Below are 17035 nucleotides of genomic sequence, written 5' to 3'. Positions count from 1 at the left end.
GAAGGCTTCGTCCTATAGGCAGGCGTTGTGGCGCGCAGGAGCCCAGGCTTTCTACGTTACTTCCTGCACGCTGCGGTTAAGGACGCTCCGTATCTCTTCAGGAGTTGTCCTTTGATCAGGAAGACAGCACCGGACCAGTATGGAGGGTCAAGGGATCAGCGCGACCGCGAGGCCGCCACTTCCTTCCCAATCACGTCGCGCATCTGGGGAAGACCGATCTCTGCATAGGCATTGGCCGCCACGTTCAACCACACCGCCACCCGATCGTTTGAATCTGCACTGCTCACCTGCATGTCGGCGTACAGTCGCGCCTGCTCGAGAAGGGCGCGGGCCAGGACGCGGTAGGCCCGGAGCCGGGTCGTCATGCGCACGACCTCTTTCATCAGGAATTGCGCTTCACCCAGGAGCTCAGCCCCACCGTTCACGCCTGACCGGAACTGCTCACGCAACAACCGGATCTTCAGCAGTTGCGTCTGACCCAGTTGAAGCGACACGATCGGAAGGACCCGGTCCACCACCTTCTGCACAAACGCGAACTGGGCCTGCGGTTGATCTCCAAGACGAGCACGCCAGAGTGCGACGGAGCCCCGAAGCAACAACGCGCTGTGTTCGCCGCGGTCCAGTTCCAGCGTCGTGTACATGCGCTGGGCCAACCTGGCGTGCCGGTCCACCGCCTCAATGTCGTGGTCCGACCTGGCCGGGTTGGGGGCTGAGCAGGGAAGATCCTGCGCCTCGCTCAGGTACGCGCGGGCCAGGTCGAGGTGGACATCCGCCCTGAGGCGGTCGAGGCCGACAGGCCCTCCGTCAGAGGTGTGGTTCCGGGTGTTCAGCGCCGCGCAGAGGGGCTCAAGGAGGCGCAACGAGGGCTCGCGTTCCTTGCGAAGGGTGGCCAGCCGGCCGCCCAACGCCGTATGTCGCCAGCTCAGCTCCTGGCGCACGGCCGATTCCTGCGCTCCGTCCTGCCACATTAGGGCGACGAGATCTGGCACCAGGGCGTCGTGCTGTGACCCCAGGGCCTCAAGGGCCGTGCGGGCCTCCTCAAGGTCAACATACATCAGGGTCCGCACACGATGACGCAGTGCCCGGAGGTGGACATCGGCGGGCGGGTTCATCTCCACGACCTGTTGGCAAAGGCCCGCGGCCTGCACGAGGGACAGCGCCTCACCCTGAGGGCCGCGCAACGTCTGGGCGAATTTGAGCACCTCCTGGGGTGTATGCCCGGAGATGGGCATATTGATCTCGGGCAGCTCGCGGAGGGCCTGAATACAGCAACTCCGGTCTGTGAGGCGCAGGGATGGCGCCCGCCGCGACCTCACCAGAGGCGCTCCGGCGGGCCTCCCCGAGCCACGACCAGGAGCTACACGGTCGCTATCGAGGACCTCCAACTGGTGCAACCCCCGCAGTGCAATGGTCTCTCCAGGCGTGACGAACACCTCAAGCTGTCCATTCTTCCGCAAGGCCTGGTACACGTCCTTGCGGTATTGCTTGGCGTCCACGGCCCCCCTCGACTTCGGGGGTTTGAGGCCCAGACTGCGTGGGTCCAGCCCCACGACCTCGCCTGTGAGTAAGAAGTACGTCGCCTGCCCTACGAGCTGCCGCAGGATCGGCTGCCGCCGGTCCACCATTGTGCTCCCCCGCCGGCGTGACGTCTTCCAATAGATGCGCGTTCCGTCCTTCGTCGGCACGGCTGTGGCGATGAACGCCGCCTCCGACTGTTCGGACGGAACACGTTGCTGTTCAAGGTGCAGCTCCGTCAGGCGGGAAGGCGCATCTGCCATGTTCTGATCGTACTCAAAGGGGCTCGTGAAACATTGTGTGTTGCAAAGTGGTGGAATTTGCGATGGAAGGTGCTCACTGACGGTGCGAGGGTGAAGACGTACCCTGAACTCACCAATCGGCTGGCCAGCTCATCGGTGTCGGAAGTCGTACCCTTTAGCCATCGTCACAAGCGAACGGAGGGGTCAGGAGTGAAAACGCTCGTTACGCTCGGCGTCGCGTTGTTTCTCGGGCATGCAGCGGCCACGAGTTACCGCATCGGCATCTTCGTCAATCCGAACGTCACCTCTAGCGGCTCACTGGGACCGACCGGTGACGCCTCCTCGGCAACGCTCTCCGCCTTCGGTCACATGTGGATCGCCTTCATCGTGGACGACCGCGTGGACAGCACGTACGGATTTTGGGGTGAAGGCCCTTTCGGCTTCGGCGGCGGTGGCTTCCGCGACGACAGGGAAGTCGCCGATACGCAAGCGTTCTTGCGCGGTAACGTTAACGGCATGATCGCGCGTTTCGCGCACGTCAACGACACACGGTTCAACTGGGCCAAAGCGAACATCAAGAGTTTCTCCGGCTGCACCTCGTACAAACCGGTCGGCGGGACCGGCGGGCAATGCAACTGCATCGACTTTGCCACGCGCACGTGGCACGTGTTGACGGCGAACTGGGAAGACTTTCGCGTGGGCCCCACCACGAACCTCTCCGTGTCCACGCGGCAAGTCGCACGCATGATTCAAGACAAGAACGGCGGGTACATTCAAGGCGACTTGGACGGCGGCAAGGTGTGGCGGTGACCGAGGCTTCCGACGACCCCTGCCGACTGCCACGCCGAACCCGCTAGGCCTCGTCGCTGTCTTCTTCGGGGTCAGGCGGCGCAAACGCGCCGCCTGACCCCGAGTTGAACAGTGGCTAGATCAGATGGGTCATGTGGTCAAGGGAGGGCGCCACCCCGGTCTGGAGTCTCGCCTTCGAGTTCAGATCGCCGGTGCCTCAACTTCATTTCGCAGGACACGCACCGCGTTCCCCACTCCTCCGGGGCCTGCCTGGAAGAAACCATCCGCCCAGCCGCCACCAAAACCACCGACCTAGGCTCCATCCCTCAGGACTTGTCGGAGGCCCCTTCCTGGCCTTCCTGTGAGCGAGCATTTTTCCTGACGTCTAGAACAGCGTTTTCCACGCCCTACTTTTGCTGTGGACAGAAGGCAGGCGTTTCTTTTGCTGCAGCCACAAGAGGACCAGAGGGCACGCTGTATTGTTAACTTCAAGCCATGCCGGTGTAGGGAATAGACACACGGATCGACCGAACCAACCGCCAGATGCCTCCTGCAAGATTTTTCCAATAAGAGCGCTTATTGTAAAATTCCACGGTGGTTCCCACCCTCCACCCCCGCCTCCGCGGCTTGACCCGGCACCCCCACGCTCCCCTCGCCATCGCCGCCGGTCTCCCCGACTTCCTCACCCGCCACCCCCACTTCCAGGATCATCCCGTCACGAACCGGCTGCGCGACCTCGCCCTTCAGATCTGTCGAGCGACTACTCCCGAACGAGCGGCGACCCTGGCCGCCGAACTCCTCGACCTGGTGGAAGCCATCACCCTCATGCATCACGAGGCTGGGCATGCCGCCGCGTACTACGCCCTGACTCCAGCCTCGCGGGTCCGCCTCGTCCGGGTGACCTTCGACCCCCAGGAGATCCCGGTCCCCGGCTTCGACCATTTCGCCGCCGTAGTGCGCGAACTCCCGGATACTTGGCCCCAGGACGAGCACGAGGCCCTCCTCGAACTCGCCTGCCTCCTCGCCGGGCCGCTCCATACTCCCGAGTACGAGGGCCGGTACGGCCAGGCCCACATGCGTCAGGACGTGGCGCTCCAGGGCACCGATGCCCTGCGGGTCGAGGAACTGCTCTCCGCCTTCGCCGAGGACGGACTGGACCCAGAGGCACAGCAGCGGGAGGCGGAACGGCTCGCCACCGATCCCACCCTGCTCCCGCCCATTCGTGAACTGGCGCGGGTCCTGTTCGACGCCTGGGCGGAGGGGCAGCGCGATGTTCCAGGCTCCGTCCTGGAAGCCGTCCTCGCGCGGCACCTCCGGAGACCGCAAGAATGACGGGGTCTGCCCTGGACCTAGTTCGCCAGGACCTGCACGACCGGGCCCGGGCCTGGGTATCGCTCCACCCCGACGAGCGGCGTCGCCGCGCCGTTCAGGCCTGCGCCGAAAAAGACGCCGAAGCGCTCTGGTCCCTGGTCGAGGCGTACCTCACCCAGCACGCGCAGTCGGGCGTGCTGATCAGCCGCCACACCCTGCTCAGCTACCGCACCGGGGTCCGGCAGCTCGTGGACCACATGACAAACCGAGCCTGGAAGGTGCTCGGTCCCGAGCGTGAGGACGCTCAGGGGTGGGTGGGCGACCTGATCGCTTCTGGCAAGTCGATCAGTACCGTGCAGGCAAGGGTCGCGGCAGGCATCACCCTGTACAAGGCCCTGCGCTGGGCGGGCGCCACCCGCGCTTCGCCCTTCGAGGACGTGCGCCTCCCCCGCGACCGCCGTCACCCCCTGGAGAAGAACGCGCCGTACAGCGAGAGCCTCGTCGCCCGGGTGCTGACCCGTGCCCGGGAAGCCTACGGAGAGGCAGAGACCTCAGCAAAGCGCTCCCGGCAACTGGAAGTGTGGGCGCTGTTGCTGGTCCTCACCCATTCGGGGCTACGCATTGACGAGGCCCTCAGCCTGCGCTGGCCGGACGTGGACGCGGGCGAGGACGAGCCGCACCTCGTCGTGCAGTCGGGCAAGGGGCGCAAGAGCCGCGTGGTCCCGATCAGCCCCCGCCTGGCCGACGCGCTGCACGCCTATCGCGGTGTCACCCGGACCCGGCGGCACCGGGAGGACTTCATCTTCCCGTACCGCACCTGGCAGGGGGCGGCGTACCACGTGCGGCCGCTGTTCGCGCGGCGGAACGGGGGGAACGACTTCCGGGGGTTTCACGCCTTCCGCAAGTACATGGGGAGTCGGCTGTACGAGGCGCTGGGGGACTTCGTGGCGGTGGCGGAGGTGCTGGGACACGCCAACGTGAACACGACGCGCGGGTATGTGCGGGTGGGCGTGAAGCGCGCCCGGCAGGCCATCCGGGAGTGGTGAAACCGGCCGGGCCGGGCATGGCACCGCCCTTACCGAGAGGCGTTTCCCGCACCAGGCCTTCAGCACATCGGATCACCGCTGTCCGTGGACAAGCTGGCAGAGGACAACCTCGCCGAGAGCGGAAGGGCCCGCGTCCACCCTGACCCACAGGAACAATGGGGGGATGCCGCCCTGTCCGCAGTGTGCCCCGCACCCGGGTCATCCTCCCGGTCCTCCCCGCCTGCCAGCAGACGCCGGGCGCCAGACACTCCTCCTCAGGTTCGACCGGTGCACCATCACCACGTCATGAATGACTGGCCGCTGCGCTCCGCACAGGCCCGCGAGGAACTCACCGAAGCGCTGGGGGACGTGTTCGAGGTCGGGCGCGACCAGGCCCAACTCCTGATGCTGAGCCTCCTCACCACCCTGATCCAACACCAGCAAGCCGGGGGAGCCCGCGTCTATGTCCGGGAGAACAGCTACTTCGTCGGCGCGCTCCCCCTGTTGCCAGAGGTTAGGGAACTGGCAGGGCTGCGCCCCAAGTATGAGCAGTTGTACGTTCAACAGCCCGCTCAGGCGCACCTGCTCATTCAACGGGCCCTGCTCGCCCGCCTGGTCCCTCACGCATCGCGTGGTGGAGCAGCATGAACAGCATGAACGCCCTCTCCCCTCTCCACAGCCTGCAAGTGCTCGACCTCCTGGGGCAGGGACCGTCCACCACCGGCGACATTGCGGCCCTCACCGGCCTCCCGCGTGCGGACGCCCACACCCTCTTCAGGACTCTTCAGGACGCTGGCTTGGTCTGCAAGGCCGCCGACCGCGCGGGAACTCTCCGCCTCCATCATCTGACCACTCTGGAAACCGAGCCCGCCGAGGTGACCCAGGAGCGGGTCCTGGCCGAGGTCGAGCGGCGGCGCACCGTGGCCGCACTCGTCACCACGACCGGTTTTCCGCGCACAGTCGTCACGGACGTGCTCACCCGTGCGCTGTGGCGAGGCGAGGTGAGCTGCCGCTGCATCGGGAGCCTGGGGGTGTTCACCCGGGGTAAAGCCTGGCAACCGAGCGTTTCCGGTCAACCGACATGAAGCGTGAACGGGTACGAAGGGGCGGGCGAGGGTCAGGACGTCCGGCCACTCAAGCGGGCGACGCCTCGCTCCAGCAGCAGCTGGAGGAGCGCGGGCAGCAGAGTCAGGCTCTCCCGGGTGAGCTGCTCGACCCGTTCACGCGGCAGGCCCAGCAACACCGCCTGCTCGCTGGCCTGCATCGGATGGATCATCCGCGGCGAAACCCCCTCCCCTTCGAGGAAGATGTAAGTCGCGCGGAAGTTGTCGTGCGCGTCGAAGACCAGCAGGAACGCGAGGCCCTGCCGGAGCGGCACGCCGAACAGGGACTCGCCGGGACGTACGAAGAACAACAGTGCGCCACCCCAGGCCTCCTGCCCAGGCAACTGGTCGGGCAGCTCGAACCAGACCGCGGGACAGGTAAGGGTCAGCAGCCCGTCGGGGAGCGGTAACCCGCGCAGCCGTTCATAGGTGGAACGGCTCAGGGTGCACAAGCGGGCCTCAAACAGTCGCTCCTGGAACGTAGCCTCGAATTGCGCCTGCAGTTCAAGCGGAGAAACTCCCGTGCCATGCAGCAACTCGTACAGGTGCAGCAGCCCGTCCTCTTTGTGCCAGTCATAGCCCAGGCCCCGCCGGGCATCACGTTTCATGGTGTCGATCAACATCCCGCCCTCCTGAACAACCAGGTTCGAACAGAAGTCTAGGGGCGACAGGGCGCGACCACAGCCAGAGCAGGTTCAGTGGCACGCGGACGGCCACAGGGCTTCCCATTTGCCCGACACGCTGCAGCGTCCAACCTGACCCGCCACCACACTTCAGGGTGGAGGACATCCACCCATGACCACACGCCTCACCCTGCTCGCCCTCCTTGCCCTCGTCTCCACACCCGCCGTCGCCCTGAAGGACGTGAACGTCATCCTGACTCCGCAGCAAGCCCAGCACTACACCCTGACGCTCGGTCCCGGCGCCCTCGGCACCCTCGTCTTCCCCGAGGCCGTCAAGGACGTCCTGGTCACACGCGACGGGCTGGTCGACCGCAGGAAGGACGGCAACCGCGTCCTGCTCGCGGGCCTCGCCGGGTACGGCTCCACGCCCCTGCAGATCGTGACCGACAGCGGAACCTACACCTGGCGCCTCACCCTGTCGGGCGACCACGCGGGCAGCATCGTGAACGTCACCGTGAAGGACCCCGAGGAGACGAGCCCGGCCCCACCAACGCCACAGGCCAGCGCCCCCACCACCAGCCTCCGCCCGGGTGCGGCCCTCGGCGCCGAGGAGACCCCGCGCTTCACCTTCACCGCCACCCGCGACGGGAACATCCTCGTGGTCAACTACCGCGTGCAGGCCGGGTCCCGGGCGATTACCCTCAACGAACGGCAGTTCGCGATCAACGGTCAGAACGGCGGCAGCGTGCTCGTCAAGACGAACCTCGGCACGCTCGTGGTCGCTCCCGGCACCACCCGCTACGGCACAGTGACCGCCAGCGCGGCCGACGCCGGGGTCAATCCGACCGTTCTGTGGCCGTACCGCGTCGGCATCAACGAGTACACCACCCGCGCGACCCTCAACGTCACGCCCAGCGGCAATGCCCAGCGGTGACCTGCACACCGGAGTCAACCTGATCACCCTGGTGGGGATCGCCGGACCCCTGGCCGCCCTGCACGTCTCCCAGGACCTGCTCCTCTCGCTGGCGGCGGGATACCTGACCGGGACGCTGCTGATCACGCCTGACCTCGACCTGGCGGGACACGTGCGTGTGCGGGCACGGTGCAACTGGGGTGTCTGGGGAGGCCTGTGGCGCCCGCTGAGCCTGTTCGTGCGGCACCGGGGCGTCACGCACACCTACGTCCGCGGACCGCTCCTTCTGCTGGGGTACGCCGCCGTCCTGCTGACACTGCCGGTCACCGCGCTGCTCGCCGTGGACCGGGCCCTGGACGTCCCCCTGCGGGTACCCACCCCGGACGGGCCGCTCTACGCGGTGGCGCTGGGCGGATACCTGCTCGCGTACTGGCTGCACCTGTGGCTGGACGGATACCGGCCCTGGAACGTGCGCCGGTGGTGAGAGGAGGAACCCCTTGAAACAACCGACCTTCGCCGATGTCCTCCGGAGCGAGGCGCGGCTGACCTTCTTCCAGTTCGGCCGTCTCCGTCCTCCAGGCGGCAGACGGTGGTCTCGCTCCCAGCAGGACGCGCACGTCCTGGAACGGGCACGAACCTTCCTCGACGAGCGGGTGATCGGCCAAGCGCTCGCCGCCTACGGAGTTCCCCAGGCCGAGCGGGCCCTGCGGGTCCTCGACACGGTCCGCGCCCTCGTCGAGGCGGAGGCGGATGGGCAGACGGTACGGGCCAGCAGCAATCCCTTTCAGGAAGAGAACCTGTATTACCTTCCCCCATCCGCCCTGATCGTGGTGAGCCAACCCACCAACCGACGGAGCGAACCGGCCTGGGTCAACCCCCCGCCCACCGTGCCCGAGGTGGAGTACCGACCGCCGGTCGACCTGGCAGCCCTCGCCGCGCAGCCGGAGCTGTCCGTCCCGCCTTCCCCTGCGGAAGGGCCTGAATGGGAACCCGGACCCGAGGTGATGGTCACCGACCATCCACCCGTTGCAGTGATCACGCCTGGTGGGGCCGTGTCCGACCCACGGCCCCACCAGGACCCGGAACCCAGAACTTTTCCGAAGCGTGGAACACCTGGGCACATGTCCATCGCCGAAGCGCTGCTCCACCTCGGCTACGGGGACCTGGAGACCTCGGAACTGTCGGACCCGCGCCTGGAACAGACCCTCCTGAAGGGCGGGAGGATCAACGAGGACCTGGCTTTCCGGGCACTGGCCCTCTCGCGTGGTCTCCCCTTCGTGGACGTGGGCCTGGACCCGCCCCACGAGGACGCCGCGCACCTGCTCGACGAACCCACTCGCAGGACGTACCGGGTGTTCGGGCACCGTCTGGACGACGGGGAGTTTTTCGTCCTCACCGACCAGCCGCAACGAGAGGCGGTCCTCCGGCGGGCGGTGGCCGAACGCAGCGGTCAGCCGCACGTGGAGGTGCTGGTGACGGGGTCCGCGGCGCTCGACCGCCTGATGGGGGGAAACGACACCACGCCCACGAGGGTCGAAGAGTCCAGCCGGGAGGTTCACCAGGAGCAGGCCGGTGAGCCTCACCTGACCCTCCTGCTGGCGGCCGACACGACCATCCAGCCGGGTGAGGTCACCGACTACCTGGGGACCGACTTCGACCCCGACCTCCACGCCCTGCTGCTGGCCTGTCTGGCCCACGCGCATCGGCGGGTCGTCGTGCTGCGGGTGCCGGGCGCATCGGCCTGGCCCCTGACGACGGCCCCGACCGAACACCGTTACCCCACCCTGGCGCGCGAGGATGCGCGGGCGCTGGTGTGCACGGGTGGCTGGCCGGAGGAGGACAGCGAGCGGCTGACCGCCGAGTGGACGGTGGACGGGTCGGGGGCCGTCCTGCGGGCGCTGGCTCAGGACGGCGAGGTGAGGTTCGAGAGTCTGATGCTGGAGCGTGAGCTGCTGGAAGGCCTGTCTCTTCCCGATCCCCGGGAGGCAGAGGGGGGGAGGCGCGGACACCCAGGGGTATTCCGTTGAAGCTGGACAGAGCGTCCAGCGCCTCGTCGGGGAGCGCCGGGGACTGGCCTGCGTCCAGTTTCCCGTATGGGCGCATTCCAACCCTCTTCCAGGCGATCAGACCCGGGCTGTCGGCTATCAAGGGTTTGGACAGGACACCGGATGACCAAGCTCCCGGCTCTGGCGCCTCTCTCCCTGCGATGGGGCCTGCCGCTTCGGCATGTGCCGTGGATACTCGGGCTGGTGCTGCTCGTGGTGCTGCTGGAGGTCGTGGTGCAGTCACGTTGGGTCGTCCCGTGGGTGATCGAGCAGACCGGCTGGACGCCCAAGCGGGGTCCCTCGGACGAGTTGCTGGATCGGATTGTCCGGGGCCCCATGATCGAAGAGGCGCTGTTCCGGCTGGTCCTGATCCCCGGGCTGGTCGGTTTTGCCGCCTTCCTGGGCAACCCCGGGGTGCGTCGTCCCCAAGAGGCCTGGCGCCTGTTGCCGTGGTTGAGGGTCGTGTCGTTGGTGAGCTGCGTCGGGCTCAATGCCTTCGACGTGTTGAAGGCGGCAGTGGATCAGCGGCAGTGGAGCCCCACCCCAACATGTTCATCACGCCCCTGGTCCTGGCCTCGTTGTCCCTGAGCCTGCGTCAGCGGCATCCCGGCGGACGACTTTCCCCCGGCTGGCTGATCGGCTGCGCGGCGGTGACGAACACGCTCTTCGCGCTGGCGCACCTGTGCAACTCCCCCGATCTGCCTCACCACCCGGCCGTACTCGGCCTGGTTATCCCACAACTGATGAGTGGGGCGGTGTTCTCCTGGGTGGCGACGCGCTCTGGCCTGCGGGCCGCCATGCTCTGCCATGGGTGCGACAACGCCCTTGTCACTGTCCTGGGAGCGGTGCCGCTGGTGTGGCGGGTCCTGACGAGCTGAGACGCGGCTCTCTCCCGACCCCGGAGAGCGGCCGAAGACCCCTGGGACAGCTCACGAGAAAGGGTCCTCGCGCTCTGCGTTGACACCCCGAAGTTCCAAGTTGTCCTACAGCAGCGCCCGCGTCCCGTGCAGGGGCTCGACGTCCTGCACTTCCAGCCGGGAAAAGCGGCGCTGCGCCCCCTGACGACGCTGCAACACACCCCAGGTGTCGAGGTAGTTTCCCTTGCCCTGCCCGGCGAGCACGACCGCCAGTTCCCCGTAGGCGGCCAGTTCCAGTGGCACCAGTGGTGTCTCCGTCCCCTCCGCCCGCTTCGGCGTGAGCCCCAGTCGAATGTTCGTCACCGGCACCTCGTTCTCCAGGCGCTGGGCCTGCGGTGGGGTGATCAACACCCCCCGCGCCCGGACCCGCCAACGGGCACGAAGCAGCCGCGCGGCCCCACCGCCGTCCAGTTCCAGGCGGACGTGCTCGCTGGGCAGGCGCGCCGCGTCCTGAACCGCGATGACGATCTCCCCCTCATACGCGGCCAGCACGCCCGTTCCGCTGATCGCCTCGCCCGCGCCCAGCGTCCCCAGCCGTCCTGCCAGACGACCCGCGGCGACGCAGGGCTGGTAAAAGACCGTCCGGATCGGCGTCCCGTCCTCCCGAGACCGCTTGAACTCTCCAGCCAGGGTGAACGTGGCGAACTGGCCGCCGGGTTTCAGGACGCCCGGACGCGCGAGCGCGGCGGTGAACTCGGCGGAGGTGCCGTGGGTCAGCGTCATCATGGCAGCATGCTGGGGGAAGGTCAGGTTGGAAGGCGCGAAGTCCAACCTGACCCGGCCGCACAGTGACCACATGCGACGACGGTTTCTTTCCCTCACGCTGGGGGCGCTGCTTACCCTGGCCCTTCCCGCCCGGGCCGTCTCCCAGCCCGCCCTGGCCCTGCAGCACCTGCCCGTCGTGTATCAGGGCTGGAACGACTGCGGCCCGGCGAGCATCGCGATGGTGCTGGCGTATTACGACTTCACCGTCCCGGTGCAGACCATCAGCCGGGCCACCAAACCGTCCCCGGCCAGCTATATGCAGGTGGAGGCCATTGAGCGCTTTGTCAGCCGCTACGGCCTGCGGTCCGTGCAGATCCGGGGCAGCCAGATTCCTTGCTGAAGAATCTGATCGCGCTGGGTGTGCCCAGCATCGTCTTGCAGTACGCCCAGGAAGTCGGCCAGGTGCCGCATTTCCGAGTGATCCGTGGGTTTGACGACCGCTTCTCCCGGCTGTATCTGGCGGACCCCTTGATCGGGTACGCTTACATCTCCTACCAGGACTTCGACACCCTCTGGAACATCCAGGGCCGGATCAGCGTCGCGGTCTATCCGCCCGCCATGCACGCGCAGGTGATGAGGGCGCTGGGCGTGGGGGGTAGCACCCCGTCACATTTCTCCGGTGCGGTCACGCCGGGGAGGTACGCTTGACGGCATGAACGTCGACCGGCAGCGGGCAACGGACCTGCTTTACGAGAGGCCCTACGGCGACGGGGCACGGTTTTTTCTTCCCGACGAAACAGGGCGGCCGGTCGAGGTGGAGCGGCTCCCCTCCACCGTCTGGCGGGCCCGGCAGCGGGTGATCGGCATGCACTTTCTGCCTGACCCGGACTACCTCAGTCTGGTCACGCTGTTTGTCCCCGTCTGGGAGGGCGCTGACCCGCCCCTGCTCTACGAGACGGTGCTGGTGCGCGGCGACGAGGGTGAAGTGGTGGCGCGGGCGGCCACCGTCGAGGCCGCCCGCACCAACCACCGCACCTTCCTCACCCAACTCTGTGCGCGGTATGGCCTGCCCACGCCACCTGAAGAAGTACCCGAACCGTGAACGCGGTCGAGAGGACGTCCTCTCCCGGCGCGGGCAGACCAAACTGGGCGCAGGCCTGGGCGAGCGTGAAGACGTCAATATCCTGCTCCTCCAGCCTGCTGCGCAGGCAGAACACCGGCTGGCGGCTCAGCCGCATCCAGGCGGCCTCCCGGGAAGCGCCCGGCGTTCGGAACGCGAGCAGTTGCGCCGCCCAGCAGGAGGCGTCCCAGGTGGCCAGGGTCCGCCCGGCGGAAAGGTCCAGGGCCCGCTCCAGCACGGCGGACACGCAGGGGTCACGGCGGCTCGCCGAGGTCGCGTAGGCGACCACCTGCCCGTCCTTCCCCAGCAAGGCCGCGCCCGGGGCGGACCAGGATGTGCCCTCGGGAGCCAGCACGAACACCGGCGGCGGGTCCAGCTCGGGGTCCACGGACGCCAGCGCCTGGTAGACGGGGACGCGGCGCCGGACCCGCATCACATAGCCGACCTGGGGGCCGACCGGTCGCAGGGTATAGGGGGGCGTTTCAGTCCAGTCCGGCGGAAAGACGAGCATGAGGGCAGTATGGGTCCACCGCAGGTTGGTGACCTTCCCGTCTCAGGTGTGGTCACTGCTCCAGGCAGGAAACCCGGAATCCACGGCGCGCAGCCGCGAGAGCATGTCCTGCGCCTCGCGCGGGTCGGCCTCCTGCTTCAAGCGCGCCAGGATGCCTTGGCGAAGCTCGTCCGGGGTGACGAACATCCAGGGTTGCTCCAGGGCCAGGGGTCCCCGGTAGAGGCCCAGCACCCCACGCAGGGTGGCGCCAGGCAGTTCGCGCAGGTCGCAGCGGGCCCGCACTCCAGGAGCCAGGCGGTAGCCTCCATCCACCCGGACCACCGGGTCGCGTGCCTGACCGAGGACGCCCTGCCAGCTCGAACGCAGCCCTCTCAGCGCGACGGACAGGTACACCCGGGGTCGCCGGGAATCGCTGAAGAGTGCCTCCATCAGCTCGCCCGCCGAGTGGACCTCGCCGTCACACAGGTACGCCAGCAGGGCCAGCGCCCGGGGCGGCAGTTCCAGCACCCGGCCGTCCAGCCGGGCCAGTGGCGTTCCCAGCAGGCGCACCTCCAGGGTGTGATGCTCGAGCGGGCGCTCCTCGACCGGGGGGAGGCCGTACCCACCCGGGGAGATCTCCAGGGAGGTCCACCCGGGCAGAGGGTCGGCCGGGAGGCCATCGGCCCCGCTGTCCGGAACCCGTCCACATAGGCGCCCGCCCCTCCAGGGAAACCAGTTCCGCCAGGTGGTCACGACGGCCGCACCGTACACCTGCTCGTGGCCCTCGCGCCCACCGTGGACCAGCGCCCGGACCAGCGCACTCTCACGGAGCGCGACGGGACGCTGGGAGGGCGGCGGCGGCATCTCACTCAGACAGGCCCGCAAGACCGCCTTGAGGTCCGACAGGGTGGGCTCCACCCAGGGGTCACGGGGCAAGAGCGCCTCGAGCTGTCCGACCAGCGAGAGCGCTGCCGGGTATTCGTGGCGGTGCACGTGCAGCAGACACACCCGGAGACCGGCCTGCACCTCCAGGGTGTGGTAACCCCCCAGGCGCGCTTCCTCCAGGGCACGCCGGGCCTGCCCGAGCGCCTCTTCCTCACCGTCGCCCAGCCGCAGCTCGCGGTGAGCCAGGTGTGCTTGCAAGAGCGCCCGGCTCGCACCGTACCAGCGCCCGACGGGGACGGTCACACGCGGCAACTGCCCCAGCAGCAGGCGGGCTTCCCGGAGGTCGCCGAGGTCGATCAGGAGATGCAGCAGCTCAAAGGTCACCGTCAGGTCCGACAACGCCAGCGGCAGGTTGTAGCTGTAGACCATGTGAGCCTGACGCGCCGCGTCCCGTGCGGCCCGGACGTCACCGAGACGCAGGCAAGCACTCGCCCTCGCAACGTAGAAGACCCCGATCTCTTCGGCGGGCAGCCCCACCGCGGCGCCTGAGGCGGTCTGCAACTCCATCAACGCGGCGCCGGAGCGACCCTGCGCCACGAGACACAACGCGAGCCAACCCAGAGCGCGCAGGCGCGGCGCGCTCCCCTCCGGTGAGGCCCTCACCGCCTCGCCGAGGACGCTCACAGCCTGATCAAGCCAGCCGAGCCGCAGGAGCATCTCCCCCACCACGAAGCTTGCTTCCGGTTCACGGGCGCCCTGGTGCCGGGCGTGCTGAGCCACCTTCAGGGCGCGGCCCACCTCCTCCTGATGGGTCGCCAGCCCGTCTTGTGCGCGGGCGAGCAGCAACTGCTCGTCGGCGGTCAGTCGATTGAAGTAGGGTTCCAGGTGGGCCCGGACCTGTGACCAGTGGCGCTCACGCGACCAGATGGAAAGCCGGGTGCGGGCCAGCGCCAATGCCCCCTCCTCATCCCCGATCTCACTGCGCAGTTCCAGGGCGCGGATCGGCTGGGTCGCCTCGATGAGCGTCGCCAGCCGCTCACTGGACTTGCGGAAGCTGTCCGCATCTGTCCGGCGCAGCTCCTCGAGCATCGCCTCACGCAGCAGCGCCGGGGGAGCCACGCCGTCGCCGTGAGGACGGAGCGGGAAGCCCAGCTCCTCGAAGCGGCGGAGGTAGTTGCGGGGAAGACCGAGCGCCTTGCACACTTGGCTGCCGGTCTGACGGTGCCAGACGTCCAGCAGCGCCGCCGGCAGGAGCCCGAGGTCCTCGGGGGCGAGGCGTCCGACCAGTTGCTGGGTGTACTGGTCGGGCTGCCCCTGCCCCCCCGCCAGGATCAGGGTCGGTGCGGGCCAGCCGTCATACGGGTTGTCCGGCACCCCCAGAGCCGCAGCCTCCTGCGAGGTGAACTCCAGCTCTTCCCGCCCCAGGACCGTGACCTCCGCGGGAAAGTACGCGGCGAGCGGCTCGTATCCCGAAACGATCACCTGGACCAGGGGAGCGACACGCACCGCCAGTTCCGCGACAAAGGTGGCTGCCTCCTCGCCGTCGACGCCGTCGATCAGCAGGGTGAAGGGAACCTCGGCGTACAGGAGGTCCTCGGCCACCGCCTGCGCGAGCCCGAACGCGCTGTACAGGTCCCCAGCAGCATACGTCGAGGCCAACCCCTCGAACATCCGGCGGCCCGTCACGCGCATGACGGCGCGGGTGAGGCGGTTGGCGAGGTGAAAGGGGCGCCGGTCGTCAGGCGAGCAGGTCAGCGCCACCACCTGCTGACCCCGCAGGGTGAGCTGCGCCTGGTAGGTCTCGATCAGTCGGCTTTTCCCGTAGCCGTGAGGTGCCGCCAGAACCGCGACCGGCGCCGACAATCGTGCCAGAAGGTGGGGCCGCGGCAACAGCGGCACCGGGCTCACCGCATTCAGACGTCCAGCCATCCTCGCATTTCTCCTCTTCCCAAATCTCCAACGGCGACTTCCGGAGCGGCAGAATTGACCCAGACAAGTTCAACCACCGACGAGCAACTTTAAAAAGTGCTAGACAAGTTAAAGAGGAAGACGCTCCACGTTTTTACCATCTCTTAATTTATCGGTCATTCTGTTCGGCGGCTTATGACGGGGGGCTTCTTCTCCCAGTCGTCCAGTAAAAAGATCAGGTCAGCAGGGCGGAGAACGAAATCTCAAACACAGTACGGCCCCGCCTCCTGTCTGAACAACTTAAGCCCGTTTCCGTAAAAACAGCGTTCTAGGGAGGGTTTAAAGAAAGCTCCGCAGGGTTTTGGGTCCGGCGGGCACCATGCGCGCGAGATGCGAGCCGACCTACGCCCCCTGTGCCTTGAACTGAGCCGAAACGGGATCACCGCGGCGGAGATGTACCAGCGTTGCAGCGGGCAGCCGGGTGCACCGTCACTGCGGACCTGCCGTCAGGTGCTGGTCACGTTGACCGAGGAGGGAACCCTGCATGCCCACGGGGGCAACGTGAAAGTGTACTTCCTGCGAGAGAACCTCCCCCAACGCTTGCGGGACTGGCGAATCCGGCTGCAGGCACGCGTGACCGAGGTGCTGGCAAGTGTGGGCACCTGGGCCGATTTCGCCCAGTTGCGACGCGCGCTCGCAGATGGTTCGGGGGGATACGGCGGGGATCCGACGCTGCTGAGTGACGTCTTGCAGGATCTGCCTGACGTTGAGCGGCAGACCGTGCGGCTGCGGCGAGACGAGATCACCCAGTACCGGCTGCCTCCACCGGCGTGGCGCCCGGCACTGGACCCGGCGCTGATCCACCGGGCGAGCGAGGCAGCGTCCACCCTGCTTCACCCGGACGGACCAAGGCGCTTTTCGGGGGTGGCGTTTCGTAACGCTCTCGGCGTGGCCCGGGAGGTGGCGGAGCAATTGCTCGCCCACCTGGTGGGTGGCGGGCTGATCCACGCCATCGAGGGGTGCCTGATTGCCACCTTCGAGGCGGCACCGAGGCGGCCGGGCCGGCCGCGTCCTCCCCTGCCCCGCCGCCGCGTCGCCCGCGCTCTCCCCCGTTCCCTGCGGGCTCGGCCGCTCCGGCCACCGCTCACTCCCCCGGTTGCCGAGGAGGTGCCCGACGGGGTTCAAAACTTAAGAGCCGAGCCTCCTCAATCCACCCGACGAGGCTCGGCTGACGTCCCGCGTCCGGCGTGTGAAGACCTACCGGGACATCACACGCAGCGTCCGCGACGAACGGGGCCCACTCACTCCCCAGCACCTCACCACGTCCCTGCTCGGGCCAGTCCCACCCGGGCAGGTGTGGATTCACGCCGGTGGCGACCGAGGAGGCAACCGGCAGGGGAACCTGATCACGGTTTGCAGGGACGAAGCCATCTCCCCGAAGGAT

Annotated in this window: 18 protein-coding genes; 13 read left to right on the top strand and 5 right to left on the bottom strand. The window is 67.8% G+C overall.

All coding sequences use genetic code 11. The annotated features are described in order from the left end of the window. Window positions 1–155 precede the first annotated feature (155 nt). Window positions 156–1778 (bottom strand): hypothetical protein, encoded by a 1623-nt coding sequence (locus tag E5F05_RS04635; protein ID WP_129117575.1) that lies wholly within the window; start codon window positions 1776–1778, stop codon window positions 156–158. Between the two features lie 189 nt (window positions 1779–1967). Between E5F05_RS04635 and E5F05_RS04630 the strand changes: the two genes are divergently transcribed. The 5 genes from E5F05_RS04630 to E5F05_RS04610 all read left to right on the top strand — a co-directional run bounded on the left by E5F05_RS04630 (window position 1968) and on the right by E5F05_RS04610 (window position 5967). Next, window positions 1968–2567 (top strand): hypothetical protein, encoded by a 600-nt coding sequence (locus E5F05_RS04630; RefSeq protein ID WP_129117574.1) that lies wholly within the window; start codon window positions 1968–1970, stop codon window positions 2565–2567. Between the two features lie 573 nt (window positions 2568–3140). Continuing rightward, window positions 3141–3878, top strand: coding sequence for a hypothetical protein (locus tag E5F05_RS04625; RefSeq protein ID WP_129117573.1), 738 nt, complete (start codon window positions 3141–3143; stop codon window positions 3876–3878). Then, window positions 3875–4903, top strand: a complete 1029-nt coding sequence (locus tag E5F05_RS04620) for a tyrosine-type recombinase/integrase (RefSeq protein WP_129117572.1) — start codon at window positions 3875–3877, stop codon at window positions 4901–4903. Before E5F05_RS04625 ends, E5F05_RS04620 begins: the two co-directional genes overlap by 4 nt. Window positions 4904–5188: 285 nt before the next feature. Continuing rightward, entirely contained in the window at window positions 5189–5530 is a 342-nt protein-coding gene (locus E5F05_RS04615) for a hypothetical protein (RefSeq protein ID WP_129117571.1), read from the top strand. 5 nt (window positions 5531–5535) lie between these two features. Continuing rightward, on the top strand, window positions 5536–5967 hold the full coding sequence (locus E5F05_RS04610; protein WP_164973345.1) for a helix-turn-helix domain-containing protein: 432 nt from the start codon (window positions 5536–5538) through the stop codon (window positions 5965–5967). 32 nt (window positions 5968–5999) lie between these two features. Here the strand turns inward: E5F05_RS04610 and E5F05_RS04605 are convergent, their stop codons facing one another. Then, on the bottom strand, window positions 6000–6608 hold the full coding sequence (locus E5F05_RS04605; protein ID WP_103128247.1) for a hypothetical protein: 609 nt from the start codon (window positions 6606–6608) through the stop codon (window positions 6000–6002). Between the two features lie 172 nt (window positions 6609–6780). Here E5F05_RS04605 and E5F05_RS04600 point away from each other — a divergent pair, with 172 nt between their 5' ends. From E5F05_RS04600 to E5F05_RS21200, 5 genes are all read left to right on the top strand, one after another. After that, complete coding sequence (locus E5F05_RS04600; RefSeq protein ID WP_103128246.1) at window positions 6781–7542, top strand: hypothetical protein; 762 nt, start codon at window positions 6781–6783, stop codon at window positions 7540–7542. Next, window positions 7529–8005: a DUF2227 family putative metal-binding protein gene (locus E5F05_RS04595; protein ID WP_103128245.1), complete on the top strand. Its 477-nt coding sequence runs from the start codon at window positions 7529–7531 to the stop codon at window positions 8003–8005. The genes E5F05_RS04600 and E5F05_RS04595 overlap by 14 nt, the downstream gene beginning before the upstream one ends. A 13-nt stretch (window positions 8006–8018) precedes the next feature. Further along, the gene (locus tag E5F05_RS04590; protein ID WP_103128244.1) at window positions 8019–9548 is read left to right on the top strand and encodes a GspE/PulE family protein; all 1530 of its coding nucleotides are present in this window, start codon (window positions 8019–8021) and stop codon (window positions 9546–9548) included. A gap of 141 nt (window positions 9549–9689) precedes the next feature. Then, window positions 9690–10154: a hypothetical protein gene (locus E5F05_RS21205; RefSeq protein ID WP_164973344.1), complete on the top strand. Its 465-nt coding sequence runs from the start codon at window positions 9690–9692 to the stop codon at window positions 10152–10154. Continuing rightward, the gene (locus E5F05_RS21200) at window positions 10115–10444 is read left to right on the top strand and encodes a CPBP family glutamic-type intramembrane protease (protein WP_103128242.1); all 330 of its coding nucleotides are present in this window, start codon (window positions 10115–10117) and stop codon (window positions 10442–10444) included. The genes E5F05_RS21205 and E5F05_RS21200 overlap by 40 nt, the downstream gene beginning before the upstream one ends. A gap of 105 nt (window positions 10445–10549) precedes the next feature. Here the strand turns inward: E5F05_RS21200 and E5F05_RS04580 are convergent, their stop codons facing one another. Beyond that, window positions 10550–11209 (bottom strand): single-stranded DNA-binding protein, encoded by a 660-nt coding sequence (locus tag E5F05_RS04580; RefSeq protein ID WP_129117568.1) that lies wholly within the window; start codon window positions 11207–11209, stop codon window positions 10550–10552. Window positions 11210–11279: 70 nt separating this feature from the next. Here E5F05_RS04580 and E5F05_RS04575 point away from each other — a divergent pair, with 70 nt between their 5' ends. From E5F05_RS04575 to E5F05_RS04565, 3 genes are read left to right on the top strand one after another with little or no spacing between them, the layout of a single operon-like run. Continuing rightward, window positions 11280–11588, top strand: a complete 309-nt coding sequence (locus E5F05_RS04575) for a C39 family peptidase (protein WP_164973343.1) — start codon at window positions 11280–11282, stop codon at window positions 11586–11588. Then, a complete protein-coding gene (locus tag E5F05_RS04570) occupies window positions 11582–11896 on the top strand; it encodes a cysteine peptidase family C39 domain-containing protein (RefSeq protein ID WP_146719916.1) in 315 nt (104 codons plus the stop codon). Before E5F05_RS04575 ends, E5F05_RS04570 begins: the two co-directional genes overlap by 7 nt. A 4-nt stretch (window positions 11897–11900) precedes the next feature. Then, window positions 11901–12290 carry a hypothetical protein gene (locus E5F05_RS04565; RefSeq protein WP_103128239.1) on the top strand — a complete coding sequence of 130 codons (390 nt, stop codon included), beginning with the start codon at window positions 11901–11903 and terminating at the stop codon, window positions 12288–12290. Here E5F05_RS04565 and E5F05_RS04560 read toward each other — a convergent pair. Together E5F05_RS04560 and E5F05_RS04555 are read right to left on the bottom strand one after the other, a co-directional pair. Continuing rightward, window positions 12229–12819, bottom strand: coding sequence for a hypothetical protein (locus tag E5F05_RS04560; protein WP_129117565.1), 591 nt, complete (start codon window positions 12817–12819; stop codon window positions 12229–12231). The genes E5F05_RS04565 and E5F05_RS04560 overlap by 62 nt on opposite strands. Window positions 12820–12861: 42 nt before the next feature. Next, a complete protein-coding gene (locus E5F05_RS04555) occupies window positions 12862–15612 on the bottom strand; it encodes an AfsR/SARP family transcriptional regulator (protein WP_129117564.1) in 2751 nt (916 codons plus the stop codon). Window positions 15613–17035: the final 1423 nt, after the last annotated feature.

Origin of the sequence: Deinococcus metallilatus (assembly GCF_004758605.1) — a bacterium.
In the GTDB taxonomy this organism is placed as follows: Bacteria; Deinococcota; Deinococci; order Deinococcales; family Deinococcaceae; genus Deinococcus; species Deinococcus metallilatus.
This window is presented reverse-complemented; position numbering and strand designations above follow the sequence as displayed.